This is a genomic window from Janthinobacterium sp. UMAB-60 (genome assembly GCF_900095235.1).
Lineage (GTDB): Bacteria > Pseudomonadota > Gammaproteobacteria > Burkholderiales > Burkholderiaceae_D > Janthinobacterium.
This window is the reverse complement of the sequence record NZ_LT607488.1, coordinates 73561-88273: the sequence shown is the minus strand read 5'-3', so window position 1 is coordinate 88273 and position 14713 is coordinate 73561. Positions and strand designations below refer to the sequence as shown.

Sequence of the window (14713 nt, the reverse complement as noted above, 5' to 3'; positions counted from 1 at the left end):
TTCAGATCCATTCCGCCCCCGTATCACCGGGCAGCACAAATCGCCGCTGCCTGCCTTGCTTCCTGCAGGTGAAAAGCACTGCTGATACGCAGCCGTGAAATTTCACATTTGCCAGGCCACGGTGATACAATTTTCGCGCATCAGCAAACGAATGACACCCAAGGAGAATGTGTGAAGGACCTCGCCCCCGCCCTGCCAGCCGATCCGGCCGACCAACCCGCCAATCCCTCGCGCCGGCGCATTTTCCAGGCCGCTTCCGCAGTCGGCCTGGCCGCCAGCCTGCCGGCGCTGGCCGACGCCGCGCCCGCCAGAAAGACCATCGCCAGGGGTTCGCTCGACGCGAAACTCAAGGCGCACGTCAAGAACGTGGTCGTGATCTACCTGGAAAACCGCAGCTTCAACAACCTGTTCGCCAACTTCCCCGGCACCAGCGCGCCCCTGTCCGCCGTCACGGCCGAACAGGCGCGGCAGCTGGACCGCGACGGCAAGCCGCTGGCCACCCTGCCGAAGATCTGGGGCGGCCTGGTGCCGAACCAGCAAAATATCGGCGGCATCGATTACCTGATCAAGGAAGAGCAGATTTCCGGCCTGCCGAACGCGCCCTACAAACTGAGCGACGCGTCCGGCAAGCCCCTGCCCGAGAGCATCATCACGCGCGACCTCGTGCACCGCTTCTATAACAACCAGATGCAGATCAACGGCGGCAAGAACGACGGCTTTGCCGCGTGGGCCGACAGCGGCGGCCTGGTGATGGGCCACTACGGCGAAACGTCGAAAAACCTGAACCTGTGGCAGATCGCCGAGCAGTACACCTTGTGCGACAACTTCTTCATGGCGGCCTTCGGCGGCTCCTACATGAACCACCAGTTCCTCGTCACGGGCCGCGCCAACGAATACTTCAATGCCGCCGAGACGGCGGCGAAGAAAAAGATCGCCGTGCTGTCCGATGGCCCTCAAGGCGTGCGCCTGGCGATCTCGCCCGAGTGCCCCGCCTCCGCGCTCGATGGCAAGCCGAAGTACGTGAACGACGGCGCCCTCACGCCGGACGGCTATGCCGTCAACACCATGGCGCCGCCATATCAACCGAGTTACGTTCGCCCCGCCTTCGATGGCGATCCGCTGCATGCCGACCCGGCCGACGCGAACACCCTGCCACCGCAAACCTATGACACCATCGGCGATCTGTTGTCGCGCAAGGGCGTCAGCTGGGCGTGGTACGGAGGCGGCTGGCAAGCGGCGCTCGACCAGAAGGGCGGCGGCAGCAAGCCGAATTTCCAGTTCCACCACCAGCCGCTGAACTACTTCAAGCAGTTCGCGCCTGGCACGGCTGCGCGCGCCGAGCACCTGCGCGACGGCGGCACGGGCGACAGCCCGATCTCGAACAAATTCCTCGCCGCCGCCGTGGCGGGCAAGCTGCCGGCCGTGACCTTCTACAAGCCGCAGGGCAACCTGAACCTGCACGCGGGCTATTCGGATATCGAATCGGGCGACCAGCACGTGGCCAACATCATCCAGCATCTGAAGGAATCGCCGCAGTGGAAAGACATGATCGTGGTGATCACGTTTGACGAAAACGGCGGCTGGTGGGACCACGTGGCGCCGCCCAAGGGCGACCGCTGGGGCCCGGGCACGCGCATTCCCGCCATCGTCGTCTCGCCGTACGCGAAAAAAGGCGCCGTCGACCACAGTTTTTATGACACGACGTCGATCCTGCGCCTGATCACGCGCCTGCACGATCTGCCGCTGCTCGAAGGCCTGAAAGTGCGCAACGACGCGTTTGCGTCACGCGGCGCGCTGCCGCCGGGCGACTTGACTGGCGCCTTGAGCTTCCGCTAAGCCTCCCACAATGCGGCACGCCTGTGATACACTGCGTGCCGCACTTAAATCCGCAGGACAGGTATTCCTGACGGTTGTTCCAACAATGAGCCCGACTCCAGTAGCCGGGCTTTTGTTTTGTGGATGAAGTTAAAGCGTATTGACATAGGCCGGCAGCACCTTGCCCGCCCCTTGGCTTTCACAGGCCAGGGACAGAGGTTAGCAAATGAGAGATAAAAAAGACAACGCCACCATCGACTTGCCCGGCTTCGGCCAGCTGCCAGCGCACGAGGCGCCAGAGCCGGCGCCGGAACCGCAGCGCCGAGCGCGCGCGCGCAAGGTGGCCTTGAAGCAGGTGCAGCTCGAATTGCTGGAGCCGACCGACGCCACGGGCCTGCCCGTATGGACGCGCGACGCCGGCCTCGATCTCACTGGCTTGCCCATCTGGGCGCCAGATAATTAGTACCCACGCCGGCGGCCGTTTGCCGCCGGCTTCCACACCACCATCCGCACAAGGGCGTAGAACGCCTGTAGACTGTGCCCATCCACCCGCTTTTTACCGGCTCCGCCCCTATGAACACCACCACCGCCACCACCAATTCTTTTTCCAGCCTGCCGCTGACGCCCGCCTTCCTGGCCAATCTGGACTCGCTCGGCTACCACGAGATGACCACCATCCAGGCGCAAAGCCTGCCGGCGGTGCTCGATGGCCGCGACCTGATCGCGCAAGCGAAAACGGGCAGCGGCAAGACGGCCGCCTTCGGCATAGGCATCCTGCACAAGCTCAATCCGGCCTGGTTTGCCGTGCAGGGCCTGGTGCTGTGCCCCACGCGCGAACTGGCCGACCAGGTGGCCAATGAATTGCGCCGCCTGGCGCGCGCGGCCGGTAACATCAAGATCCTGACCCTGACGGGCGGCGCGCCGATGCGCCCGCAAATCGCCTCACTGGAACACGGCGCCCATATCGTCGTCGGTACGCCGGGCCGCATGCGCGACCACCTGGGCCGCGGCACCATCAACCTGAACCACGTGCAGACCCTGGTGCTCGATGAAGCGGACCGCATGACGGACATGGGCTTTTACGAGGAAATCGCCGGCATCGTCAGCGCCTGCCCCGCACGCCGCCAGACCCTGCTGTTCTCGGCCACGTATCCGGAAGACATCCGCCGCGCCACGGCATCGTTCCTCGTCAATCCGCTGGAAGTGACGGTCGAGGCGCAGCACGACAACGACAAGATCGAGCAGCGCTTCTATGAAATCGGCTTCGACGAGCGCAATGGCGCCGTCGGCAAGCTATTGAAACACTTCAAGCCGGAATCGACCTTGGCCTTCTGCAACACCAAGGTGCATTGCCGCGAACTGGCCGACGAACTGCGCCAGCAAGGCTTTTCCGCGCTGGCCCTGTATGGCGAACTGGAGCAGCGCGAGCGCGATGAAATCCTGGTGCTGTTCGCCAACCGCAGCTGCTCCGTGCTGGTCGCCACCGACGTCGCCGCGCGCGGCCTCGATATTTCCGACCTGGGCGCCGTGATCAACGTCGACGTCTCGAAAGACACGGAAGTGCACATCCACCGCATCGGCCGCACTGGCCGCGGCAGCAAGAAGGGCCTGGCCCTGTCGCTGTGCGCGCCGAACGAGAAAAAATGGGTCAAGCTGATCGAGCAGTACCAGAACAGCGCCGCCGAATGGCACGACCTGAAGGAACTGGCGGAAGATGACGGGATCGAGGCGCTGCCGGCGCCGATGGTCACCCTGTGCATCATGGGCGGCAAGAAGGACAAGCTGCGTCCGGGCGATTTGCTGGGCGCATTGACGGGCGATGCGGGTCTGACGAAGGAGCAAGTGGGCAAGATCAACGTGTTCGAGTTCATGACCTACGTGGCGCTGGACCGCAAGGTGGCCGAAGCGGCCTTCAAGCGCCTCAACGCCGGTAACTCCCTGGGCCGCGACTTCGGCAACATCAAGGGCCGCAGCTTCAAGATGCGCTTTATCGAGGCGTAAGCTGCTGCAATGCACGCAGGGCCGCCATGGCCCTGCGTCCCGGATAGTCTTCCCACACGGGATAGCGCCCGCGGTAGTAGCAGCTCCAGTAACTGATGCTGCGCCGCTCCAGTGTGGCGAGATACGCGGGATTCTCCCGCAGATAGCGCACCAGCGCTTCTCCATTCCAGGCCGGCAGCGCCGCGCCAATCACCTCGATAATCTCCAGCACGTATTCGCCGCACAGGTGCACGACGAACGGCACCGTCCATACCCGCTGCTGCTGCAGCAGCTGTCTTGCACACGCTTCGCGCAGATGGCCGTCATGGTGGCGCGTGCCCAGGCACAGAGCGATCACGCCCGCGTCGCCGGGCAGCCGGGTACAAGTGAGCAACTGCTCGCGGTCGTAGTACGTGCGCGTCGGGATCAGCAAGGTCTCGCCATTCTGATACACGGCAAATGGCGGGTGTGCCCGGCTGCTCCCCAGCGCGGGCAACAGCTGCGCCACAGTGCCGGCCAAGGCGGCCGGAAAGGCGTCCGCTTCAGCCATCGCGCCCTTCCCGGCACACCTTGCGCACGCCCAAGGCAGGTTTATCCACCTTTTCAAAGATCACATTCGAATACCATGCGGCAGGATCGCCTGCGCTGGGCTTGCCCAGCGAAATATGGTAGCCGCCCTGCGTGAACAGGGCCGTGGTTTCCTTGCCCGGCGTGGCCCCCCGCAGGAAGGCCGGCCAGGCCGCCTTGTCGACTGGCGTAAAACGCGCGGCCAGCAGCGCCAGCAAACGCGCATGCGTGGCTGGCGCATACGGGAACAGGTACAGGTATTCGACCAGTTCACCGCCGTCGGCCAGGCGCGTGACGGCGGCCGTCGCCGCCTCGATCTCGCCGCCAAAGCGGCACAAGGTGCCGCCGCTGTAGGCGAAGTCGATGATGGTCGCCGGCGCGCACGCCTGCCGTTCGCGGTCGATGCCGACGGGCGGCAGCGCGCGCACTTGCGCCAGCAGCGCCTCTCCTGACGGAGCCAGCGCGGGAAAGCCCGGACACTCGCTGGCCGCCTGCGCGGCAGAAAAGACCAGGCAACAACTCAATAGCAGCACACGACGCTTCACGGCATCTCCCTATTATCAGGCGGCCATTATGCAGGACATCTTCACAATGGCCGCGCCTGTTGCCCTTGCGGCGTATCGTCGATGTCATAGCCGGCGGCACGCGCCAGTGCGCGCAAGCGGTCCGCCTCGGCCCACAGTCGCTGCGCGCGGGCGAGCGCCCTTTCTGCCATCCAGGCCTGCACCTGCTGCGGCACGTCCACCTGCGCCGGCTGCCAGCGCAGCAAGTCCAGGCCCAAGGCCTCGTCGAAGCGCAGCAAGGTCGCTTTTTTGACGCTATCGGGCAGATCGCTTTTCAGCAGTTCCCAGGCCACGGCCAGCGCGCGCGGAAAATTCAGGTCATCGTTGAGCTGTTCCGTGAAGCGGCCCAGCCACGCCGGATCGGCATCGCCTTGCGCCTCGCCCAGACCATGCACGGTAGAGCGCAGGCGCGCCAGGCCGCTGGCGGCGGCGCGCAAGGCGTCGTCCGTGAAATTGAGGCTGCTGCGGTAATGGGCGCCCAGGCACAGGTAGCGGTAGGCGAGTGGATCGACGCCCTGCTCCACCAGGCTTTGCAGGCGCAAAAAGTCACCCGAAGATTTCGACATCTTCGCATCCTGCGTCTTGAGGAAAGCGCCGTGCAGCCAGAAATTGGCCAGGCGCGTGCCGTGGCGCGCCTGCGTTTGCGCGATCTCGTTGCTGTGGTGGACAGCCACGTGGTCTTCGCCGCCGCAATGCATGTCGAAATACGTCCCAAGGTGCTTTTCCGCCATCGCCGAGCATTCGATATGCCAGCCGGGAAAACCCAGGCCCCAGGGGCTGTCCCATTCCATCTGCCGCTGGCCCGGCACGCCGCTGAACTTCCACAGCGCGAAGTCGCAGATGTCGCGCTTCTCGCCCAGCTCCACCCGTTTCCCCGCCTGCAGGCCATCGCGCTTCAGGCGCGCCAGCTTGCCATAATCATCCTGGCGCGTGGTGTCGAAATAGATGCCGTCGTCGGTGCGGTAGGTGTAGCCCTTGGCTTCCAGGTCGCCGATGAACGCGATCTGCTCCGCGATATGGTCGGTGGCGCGGCACCAGATGGTGGGCGGCAGGATATTCAACTGGCGCAGATCGTCTTCAAACGCGCGCGTGAATGCGGCGGCGATGTCCCAGGCCGACTCGCCGCTGCGCCGGCTGCGCGCTTCCACCTTGTCATCGCCGCTGTCCGCATCCGACGTCAAATGGCCCACGTCCGTGATATTCATCACGTGGCGCACCTGCAAGCCGTTGAACGCGAGCGCGCGGCGCAAGCCGTCGACGAACAGATAGGTGCGCAAGTTGCCGATATGCGCGTAATCGTAGACGGTGGGGCCGCAGGCGTACAGGCCCGCCTGGCCCGGGGCGATGGGTTCAAACGGCCGCAGGCTGCGGCTATACGTATCGTACAAATGAAGTGTCATGCGGGACTTTCATGCGCATTGCGGAAAAAGAAAATGGCCACAGGTTTTTCAACACTGTGGCCATCGAATGAGGAGTAAAAAGTTTAACGGCGCCGGGCCGCATCCTCACGAAGCCAGGCGCACGGACACAGCGCAGCAGCGGCGCCGGATGCAAAAACTGGAGCGAGGATGAAAGTGATCATGGGACAAATATCGCATGGACGCGGGCGGGCAGTCAAGCCCTTCCGCGTCCCCCGCTTATTTTTTCGCCTGCTCGATATGCGGCAGCAGCACCGTCAGGATACCCAGCAGCGGCAGGTAGGAGCAGATTTGATACACATAGGCGATGCCCGCCACGTCGGCCAGATGGCCCATGGCGGCGGCGGCGATGCCGGACACGCCGAACATCAGGCCAAAGAAAATCCCGGCGATCATGCCCACCTTGCCCGGCACCAGTTCTTGCGCGAAGACGACGATGGCGGAAAAGGCGGAAGAAATCACGAAGCCGATGATCACCGTCAAGACGGCCGTCCAGAACAGGTCCACATACGGCAACAGCAAGGTGAACGGGGCGGCACCCAGGATGGAAATCCAGATCACGCGCTTGCGGCCGATGCGGTCGCCGATGGGGCCGCCCATGAAGGTGCCGGCCGCCACGGCGGCGAGGAACAGGAACAGGTATAGCTGCGCATCGCCGAGCGACAGGTGGAATTTGTCGATCAGGTAAAAGGTGTAATAACTCGACAGGCTGGCCATGTAGATGTACTTCGAGAACACCAGCAGGGCCAGCACGCCCAGCGCTTGCAACACCTTGTTGCGCGACAAGTTCGGCCCGTGGCCGCCCGCCTTCGGCTTGAAGCTGGCCAGGTGGCCGCTATACCAGTGGCTGACCTTGTACAGCACGCCGATGGCCAGCACGGCCAGCAAGCTGAACCAGGCGACATTGCCGTGGCCGCGGTTGACGATGACGGCCGCCGCCAGCAACGGCCCCAGCGCGGAACCCACGTTGCCGCCCACCTGGAACAGGGACTGGGCAAAGCCGTATCGCCCACCCGAGGCCATGCGCGCCACGCGCGACGCTTCCGGGTGGAAGGTCGAGGAACCGACGCCGATCAGGCCAGCGGCGAGCAGCAGGGTCGGAAAGGTCGAGACGACGGACAGCATCAGCACGCCGGCCAGGGTAAAGCACATGCCGATCGGCAACAGGAATGGCAACGGACGGCGGTCCGTGTACAAGCCGATCCACGGCTGCAGCAACGATGCCGTGCACTGGAACGTCAGGGTTATAAGGCCGACCTGGGTAAAACTGAGTGAAAACTCGGCTTTCAGCATCGGGTAAATCGACGGCAATAATGCCTGGATCAGGTCATTGAGCAAATGCACGAAGGCGACGGCGCCCAGGATGTGCATGGCCAGACCGGATGGTTGTTGGGAACGATGAAGCGAGGGGGCCGCCGGCACGGGCTTGGCCAATGCTGGAGCAGTTGTGGTTGTATGCATGTGTCATCCGCAATAATCGGGCTCGGCGGGCGGCCCGGCAAAGAAGCCAGTATAGTATGGTCGCCGAACTGATAACTTCCAATAATCGTCGCCCAAGTGACAACCACGAGACAAGCCAGCGCCCCACATGTATACCCAGCAACCTGCCCAGACCCACCCCGCTGGCGTGCCGTTCAGCCGCAGCACCAGCTCGCACGATTACCAGCACGTGCCGCGCCCCGTGACGGCCATGTCCAGGCAATATGCGGTGGGCGACTATACGGCGCCGCACAGCCATGTACGGGCGCAACTGCTGTATGCGACGGAAGGCGTGATGCGCGTCTCCACCGGGCACGGCGTGTGGATATTGCCGCCCCGGCGCGCCCTGCTGATCCCCGTGGGCATCGTGCATGAGGTCAACATCTTGAGCGAACTGAGCATGCGCACCGTGTACATCGATGCGCAGGTAGCGGCCCAGTATGGCGCCGATTGCAAGGTGCTGGAAGTGAGCCGGCTGCTGCGCGAGCTGATCCTGGCCTTGCTGGCCGAACCGATCGAGTATGCGCTGGCGGGACGCGGCGACTGGCTGGCCCACCTGATCCTGTCGGAACTGGCGGCCGCCGATACGGTGCCCCTCGCCATCCCATGGCCGCGCGACCGCCGCCTGGTGGCTGTCTGCTCGGCCATCATGAGCGCACCGGGCAGCCGGCGCAGCATCGAAGACTGGGCGCAGGAGGCGGGCGCCAGCGCGCGCACCCTGATCCGTCTGTTTCCCAAGGAAACGGGCTTGCATTACCGCCAATGGCTGCAGCAAGTCCACCTGGCCGAGGCATTCTGCCGCCTCGACCGGGGCGAAGGCGTGGCCGCCATCGCCTATGCGCTGGGCTACGCCAGCCCCAGCGCCTTCAGCGCCATGTTCCGCCGCATCCTGGGCCGCACGCCGCAGCACTACCTGAGCGAGTGGCGCGCCGCGTAGGTCGGCAAGCGCCGCTGCCGGCATTGTCGGCTTACGCCCTGCGGGCTAAGCCGACCTACACCTTGATTTTTCACCGGCAACCAGGCGATACGCCAGCCGCGTAGGTCGGCTTAGCGTGGCGCAGCCGCGCGTAAGCCGACAAGCTACGCTGCCGGCATTGTCGGCTTACGCCCTGCGGGCTAAGCCGACCTACTCTTTTTCGCCAGCAATCAAGCGGTAGGCCAGCGCGCCCAGCAAGGCGCCGATGATGGGTGCCAGCCAGAACAGCCACAACTGGCTGGTGGCCCAGTCGCCCACGTACAAGGCCACGCCCGTGCTGCGGGCCGGGTTGACGGAGGTATTCGTCACGGGAATGCTGATCAGGTGGATCAGGGTCAGCGCCAGGCCGATCGGCAGCGGGGCGAAGCCGGCCGGGGCGCGCTTGTCGGTGGCGCCCAGGATGACGATCAGGAAGAACATCGTCAGCACGATTTCAATCACCAGCGCCGACAACATCGAATAGCCGCCCGGCGAATGGGCGCCATAGCCGTTCGAGGCAAAGCCCTTGCTGACATCGAAACCGGCCTGCCCGCTGGCGATCACGTACAGCACGCCGCCGGCCACGATGGCGCCCAGCACTTGCGCGATGATGTACGGCAACAGTTTATTGGCGGGAAAGCGGCCACCGGCCCACAGGCCGATCGAGACGGCAGGATTCAAATGGCAACCCGAGATGTGACCGATGGCGTAAGCCATGGTCAGCACCGTCAGGCCAAACGCCAGCGCCACACCGGCAAAGCCGATGCCAAGGCCGGGAAAGCCAGCCGCCAGCACGGCGCTGCCGCAACCGCCCAGCACCAGCCAGAACGTGCCGAGAAACTCGGCTCCATATTGTTTCATGATGTATTCCTTTAAAGTGACGAGAAAACGTGCCAGGGACGACGAATCGGACCGCTCACCACCTTTGCCCGCGCCCAGGGGGCGACGACAAAGCACAGCACCAGCAACGCAACGCAGCGCACGCTGCAGAGCGCAGATAATGACATGATGTCATTATCAATGCAACATTATTTTGTGCAATAATGCTAATGGTTATCTTGTCACTTAAAGGTTTTTTGATAATTTTATGGCGCGGGGCGGCGCATGTATTTTTGCGGCGCCTCCAGCGGCGCAAAACCAAAGCCCGCATACAGGCCATGCGCGTCGTCGGTGCCCAGCATCCAGGCGACATCGCGCAAGCGTACATCGCCGAGCACGGCGGCCACCATCTGCTTGCCATACCCGCGCCCCTGATATGGCGGCAGCACAAAGACATCGCGCAGGTAGGCAAAATCCGTGTAATCGGTGATGACCCTGGCGAACGCCACTTGCTGGTCATCGACATAGCCGCCGAAACTCAGCGCGTTGGCTATGCCCTTGCGCACCGTCTCGATCGCCACGCCACGCTTCCAGTACGACTGCTCGCTCAGGTAGCGGTGGATCATGGGCACGTCCAGTTCGCCGCGTTCGCTGGAGATGCGTAGTGGCGCGTGCATCAGTTCTTGTACAGCAAGTCGGCTTCGGCAATGCTGGGCTCGCCGAAGTACACGGTGCGCAGTTCCCCCTTGTCGTCGCTGCCCATGTACACGCCCGTCATGCTGCGCGCGACCGGGTCGTACAGGATGGTGTAGTGGTGGCCGCAATTGTGCGGTTCGCAGACGCTGCTCAGCAGGCGCGCCTTGCCGTCGATCTCGACGGGCTTGAGCGGACTGGCCACGCCATCTGGCACCCAGCGCTGGCGCTTCAGGCCGGCTTTTTTCAAGCCCACATTGAAGGCCGTGCGAAAGGCGTAGTCCGCCTTGTAGACGTCGGGGAAATACGGGCAGGTATGGCCGCCGTCGCAGCTTTGCGCTTGCTCAATGAGCGACAGCCTGGGCGTACGCGCTTGCGCCGGCATGGCGGCCAGCGCCACGGCGGCGGCCAGGAACAGGGGGGACAACAAACGTGCGGACATGACTTCTCCTGAAAGCATAGTGTAATGGGGGGCAGCATAGCAGAATGCCATGCTTGCACACCCGCATCAGGGAGAGCAGCGGATGCCGACCACGCCGTTGACCTTGCCTTCCGGCCAGCCCGTCTCGCGCCAGCGGTACACGCCGGGCGCGACGATGATCAACTGCCATTCCACCAGCTTGCCAGCGGCATTGAGGCGGGTTTCATTGTCATAGCGCAAAGTCAGGCTGCGCTCCGTTTCCGCCACCACGGTCGCGGCAAAGCGGTTGGTTTCACCGAGCTTGCTTTTCCAGGTGCGGTCGTTGAAGATCGCCAGCCGCTGATGATCGTCAGACAGCTGCATGCGCGTAAAGTGCCGCGCTTCTTCGCAAACACTGCTCGTATTCACGCTGTCGGACCAACTGCCAGACAGTTGCGCGGCATCAAAAGGAGTCGGGGTGGCGGCCATGGCCGCGCTCAGCAGCAAGATTGCAAGCATAGTTATCGAAAGAAAGCGAAAAGTATCATCATGGTCAACGCAGCGCCTGCGTGATGCTGGACGGCAATGCCGGTGTACGCCGGTGCAACGTCGCCTGCTCATAGGCATAGGCCATCGCAATGAGCGGCATGTCGCCATGGGCAGGTCCGATGAAGGACAAACCGACGGGCAAGCCCGCAACCACGCCGGCAGGCACCGTAATGTGCGGCAAGTCGGACTGCGGCGATACGCCATGGCAGGTCGGACCCACCAGCGCATCGAGCTCATGCGAGCACAGCAAGGCTGCGATGCCGTCTGGTCCGGGCGCAGGCGGCGTCTCGATCAGTTCCGCGCCCTGTTCGCGCAGCACCAGCAGTGCCTGCTCGATCACGGCATCGGTCCCGGCACACTGGCCGAACAGGTGGCGCGCCACGCCGATACGGCGCCCATGCAAGCCGGCGGCGTCGAGCACCATGCCATCGGCCAGGCGCTCGCCCGTCAGGGCAGCGAGCAGCCAGGCCGCTTCCCGCACGCTGGGCGCCATCGGTCCCGCCGTGGCTGGCTCGCCGCCCTGCCCGGCGGCTGCCCTGCCCGTGGGTTTGATGGCGACCAGGCCGCAATTTGAAGCAGGCGCGACGATGGCGCCGTCCGCCGCGCTGTCCACGGCCAGGATGGTCAGGCCGGCCCAGCTGGCACTGGCATGCGGCACGCTGACGGCGGCCCACTGGCGCAAATTGCTTTTGCCGATGATGACGGCGCCAGCCGCGCGCAAACGCGCCGCGACAAAGGAATCGCAACTGGCCTGCGTGGCCAGCTGCGCCTGCGTGCGCGTCTTCATGCGGTCGCCGGTGGCGATATTGTCGCGCAAGACGACAGGGATGCCATGCAAGGGGCCGCGCACCTTGTGCCCCTGCCGCTCGCGGTCCATTTCCAGGGCAATTTTCAGCGCATCGGGATTGATTTCTATGCCGGCATAGGCACGCGCGCCGATGCTGCACAGGGAGCGGATACGCGCCAGGTACTGCGACGTCAGCGCATGCGAACTGAGCTTGCCTGCCCGCATCATCTGCTGTTGCGGCAAGACACCCGCATCGAGCAGGTGGGCCATGGGGCTGGCGGGCGCCGTGGCACGGGCCAATACGGGGCGCGACACGCGCGCCGGCACGGCAGGCGTCGCGCCCCGATATGCGCCGTCGCGCACCATATGACTACGCTGCATGCTATCTCCAGGAAACTTCAGTGCTTCTAACGCAATAATGTGCTATCCATAGCATAGCAGTCCTTGCAACTCAATTGTTGTCAAAGGGAATTATTTTTTAAGCAAAAAAAACGCCGCCCGAAGGCAGCGTTTCTTGATGGTCAAGCACTGGGGCAAATCAGTTGCGCACGACACGCTTGTATTCGTTGGTACGGGTGTCGATTTCGATGACATCGTCCTGTGCCACGAACAGCGGTACTTGCACGATGTGGCGGTGCGCTTCGATGGCGTTTTCGATCTTGGCTTCTTTCAGGACGTTGCCCGAAGTGTTGCCCTTGACCGCAGGCTCCGAGTACACCACTTGACGGGCGATGGTCGTAGGCAGTTCAACGGAGATAGCCTTGCCGTCGTAGAAAATGGCTTCGCATTCCATGCCATCCTTCAGGTAATGCAGTGCATCGCCCAGGTTTTCTTCTTCGATTTCGTACTGGTTGTACTCGGTGTCCATGAAGACGAACAGCGGGTCGGCGAAGTACGAATACGTCACGGGCTTTTTATCCAGAACAACAACGTCAAACTTGTCGTCGCCGCGGAACACGTTTTCCATCGGGGTGTTCGTCAGAAGATTTTTCATCTTCCATTTGTAGGTGAAGCCCGTGCGGCTCGAACCGTTGACATCAGAACGCAACACGATCATTGGCTTGCTGTCGACCATGATGATATTGCCAACACGAATTTCTTTTGCGGGTTTCATAGGAATGTACGTAAAAAGTGGGTTGCATGAAGACCATCTGCCGCCTGTGCGCCATCAGCGCCGCAAGCTTGCGTTTGATCGGTTAAAAATACGTTAGAAATAACCGGGCATTTTACCTTAATTTTTGGCAAGCGCCTATCTCGTCGCGCCGGCGAACGCCAGCAAGTTACTTGCCAGATCGCCATTGGACTGCATCTGCCGCTGCCAGGCCCGCGCGCGTGCCCTGATGCGCGGCAGGTCGGCCTGCAAGGCGGGCCACAGCAGCGTCCACGGCAAGGCGTCCGCGCTGGCGCCATTCCAGGCCAGCGCCGCCTGCGCCAGGCTGTCGATGACACCATCGGCATCGGCCGCATAGCGCTGCAGGAAGGCGCGCAATTTCACATGATGCAAGTTTTCATCCTGCAAATAGATATGCCAGAGAAACGGCTGGCCGGCCCATTGCGCGCGCACGAAGGAATCCTCGCCGCGCACGAGATTGACGTCGCAGGCCCACAGCAAGCGGTCGTAATCGTCTTGCGGCACGAAAGGCAGCACGCGCACGGTCAGCGCGCCATGCGTGCGCACCGCACCAGCCGTCGCCGCATCGTCGCCGATAAACGCCTGAACGGCATCGAACGCGACGCCTTCCGGCACCAGGCATGTCACGGGCTCGCTACCTGCCTGCCATACGCCAAACAACTGGGCGACGGGCGCGGACGGATAGCAGAACAGCGATACTTTCAAAGCAGACATTTCCGCCGGACTCACGCCGAATTGCCCCAGGAATGCCGCCATGGCGCCGGCATCGGCCTGGAATGCCAGCCTTTTTTCATCGAGCGCCGCCTCGCGCAGCAAGCCGCCCGTTTTATTGGTAAAACCGGGGAAGAAGAAATGCTTGATCATGCCATGGCGTGGCGAGGTCAGCGCATGGCAGCCCTCGACCCACTCTTCCGCCGTCAAGCCTTCCAGGTTCAGCCACACCGGCTGCGGCGAACACTGCGCCATGGCGGCGATGTAGCCGGGTGGAATGTCGCAGGCAAAAAACTCGATGACGATATCGGCGATATCGGCCGGCGCAAACACGCCATCCTGGCCGCGCCAGTGGCGGATCATGACGCCGGACACTTGCTGCGCTTCGGCAGCCACATCGATTTCAGGACAGATGCACTGGAAACTGGATAAATCATCGACCCACAGGGTGACGGCCACGCCGTGCTCGCCGCCCAGTTGCCGCGCCAGACGCCAGCAAATGCCGATATCGCCGTAGTTGTCGACGACTTTGCAGAAAATGGCCAGGGATGGTGCGCGATCGGTAGGAAGTGGCATAGTCAACGGGAAGAGAAAAACGTGGGCACGACGCCCAATAACAAAAAAGCCGCACTGTTTTACCAGGCGGCTTTGTTGTTGGCTGATTCAGCCGGTCTGGCGTCCCCAAGGGGATTCGAACCCCTGTACTCACCGTGAAAGGGTGATGTCCTAGGCCTCTAGACGATGGGGACAGAAATCTGTCCTGAATGCATTACTCCGCATCCTGACCCGGTACTGCAGCGATCGCAGAAATAAAAAAAGCCTGACTTGTCAGGCCCGTTCAGCAC

General features: G+C 63.0%; 15 protein-coding genes and 1 tRNA gene. 4 read left to right on the top strand and 12 right to left on the bottom strand.

Going from position 1 to position 14713, the window contains the following annotated elements:
* Positions 1 to 171 precede the first annotated feature (171 nt).
* The 3 genes from K0F86_RS13100 (at position 172) to dbpA (ending at position 3816) form a co-directional block, all read left to right on the top strand.
* Positions 172 to 1836 carry an acid phosphatase gene (locus K0F86_RS13100; RefSeq protein WP_219134786.1) on the top strand — a complete coding sequence of 555 codons (1665 nt, stop codon included), beginning with the start codon at positions 172 to 174 and terminating at the stop codon, positions 1834 to 1836.
* Positions 1837 to 2041: 205 nt separating this feature from the next.
* Positions 2042 to 2278 carry a hypothetical protein gene (locus tag K0F86_RS13095; RefSeq protein WP_102121041.1) on the top strand — a complete coding sequence of 79 codons (237 nt, stop codon included), beginning with the start codon at positions 2042 to 2044 and terminating at the stop codon, positions 2276 to 2278.
* A 110-nt stretch (positions 2279 to 2388) separates the two neighbouring features.
* On the top strand, positions 2389 to 3816 hold the full coding sequence (dbpA, locus tag K0F86_RS13090) for an ATP-dependent RNA helicase DbpA (RefSeq protein WP_219134785.1): 1428 nt from the start codon (positions 2389 to 2391) through the stop codon (positions 3814 to 3816).
* Here dbpA and K0F86_RS13085 read toward each other — a convergent pair.
* The 4 genes from K0F86_RS13085 to K0F86_RS13070 form a co-directional block, all read right to left on the bottom strand.
* Entirely contained in the window at positions 3803 to 4345 is a 543-nt protein-coding gene (locus tag K0F86_RS13085) for a hypothetical protein (RefSeq protein WP_219134784.1), read from the bottom strand. The two genes, dbpA and K0F86_RS13085, sit on opposite strands and share 14 nt — an antisense overlap.
* Positions 4338 to 4907, bottom strand: a complete 570-nt coding sequence (locus K0F86_RS13080) for a hypothetical protein (protein ID WP_219134783.1) — start codon at positions 4905 to 4907, stop codon at positions 4338 to 4340. The genes K0F86_RS13085 and K0F86_RS13080 overlap by 8 nt, the downstream gene beginning before the upstream one ends.
* Before the next feature lie 41 nt (positions 4908 to 4948).
* Complete coding sequence (cysS, locus tag K0F86_RS13075; RefSeq protein WP_219134782.1) at positions 4949 to 6325, bottom strand: cysteine--tRNA ligase; 1377 nt, start codon at positions 6323 to 6325, stop codon at positions 4949 to 4951.
* Between the two features lie 237 nt (positions 6326 to 6562).
* Complete coding sequence (locus K0F86_RS13070) at positions 6563 to 7714, bottom strand: MFS transporter (RefSeq protein WP_219134781.1); 1152 nt, start codon at positions 7712 to 7714, stop codon at positions 6563 to 6565.
* A gap of 217 nt (positions 7715 to 7931) precedes the next feature.
* Here K0F86_RS13070 and K0F86_RS13065 point away from each other — a divergent pair, with 217 nt between their 5' ends.
* Complete coding sequence (locus K0F86_RS13065; RefSeq protein ID WP_219134780.1) at positions 7932 to 8759, top strand: helix-turn-helix domain-containing protein; 828 nt, start codon at positions 7932 to 7934, stop codon at positions 8757 to 8759.
* A gap of 189 nt (positions 8760 to 8948) precedes the next feature.
* Here K0F86_RS13065 and aqpZ read toward each other — a convergent pair whose 3' ends face one another.
* From aqpZ to K0F86_RS13025, 8 genes are all read right to left on the bottom strand, one after another.
* The gene (aqpZ, locus tag K0F86_RS13060) at positions 8949 to 9638 is read right to left on the bottom strand and encodes an aquaporin Z (RefSeq protein WP_219134779.1); all 690 of its coding nucleotides are present in this window, start codon (positions 9636 to 9638) and stop codon (positions 8949 to 8951) included.
* Positions 9639 to 9862: 224 nt separating this feature from the next.
* Positions 9863 to 10273, bottom strand: a complete 411-nt coding sequence (locus K0F86_RS13055; RefSeq protein ID WP_219134778.1) for a GNAT family N-acetyltransferase — start codon at positions 10271 to 10273, stop codon at positions 9863 to 9865.
* On the bottom strand, positions 10273 to 10731 hold the full coding sequence (locus K0F86_RS13050; protein WP_219134777.1) for an Ivy family c-type lysozyme inhibitor: 459 nt from the start codon (positions 10729 to 10731) through the stop codon (positions 10273 to 10275). Before K0F86_RS13050 ends, K0F86_RS13055 begins: the two co-directional genes overlap by 1 nt.
* A 66-nt stretch (positions 10732 to 10797) precedes the next feature.
* A complete protein-coding gene (locus K0F86_RS13045) occupies positions 10798 to 11208 on the bottom strand; it encodes a hypothetical protein (protein WP_219134776.1) in 411 nt (136 codons plus the stop codon).
* A 34-nt stretch (positions 11209 to 11242) separates the two neighbouring features.
* A complete protein-coding gene (locus K0F86_RS13040; protein WP_257572143.1) occupies positions 11243 to 12406 on the bottom strand; it encodes an amidase family protein in 1164 nt (387 codons plus the stop codon).
* 157 nt (positions 12407 to 12563) lie between these two features.
* Entirely contained in the window at positions 12564 to 13139 is a 576-nt protein-coding gene (locus K0F86_RS13035; protein WP_071078242.1) for an elongation factor P, read from the bottom strand.
* A 135-nt stretch (positions 13140 to 13274) separates the two neighbouring features.
* Positions 13275 to 14444, bottom strand: coding sequence for an elongation factor P maturation arginine rhamnosyltransferase EarP (earP, locus tag K0F86_RS13030; protein ID WP_219134775.1), 1170 nt, complete (start codon positions 14442 to 14444; stop codon positions 13275 to 13277).
* A gap of 97 nt (positions 14445 to 14541) precedes the next feature.
* Positions 14542 to 14617: transfer RNA gene (locus K0F86_RS13025), tRNA-Glu, on the bottom strand.
* Positions 14618 to 14713: the final 96 nt, after the last annotated feature.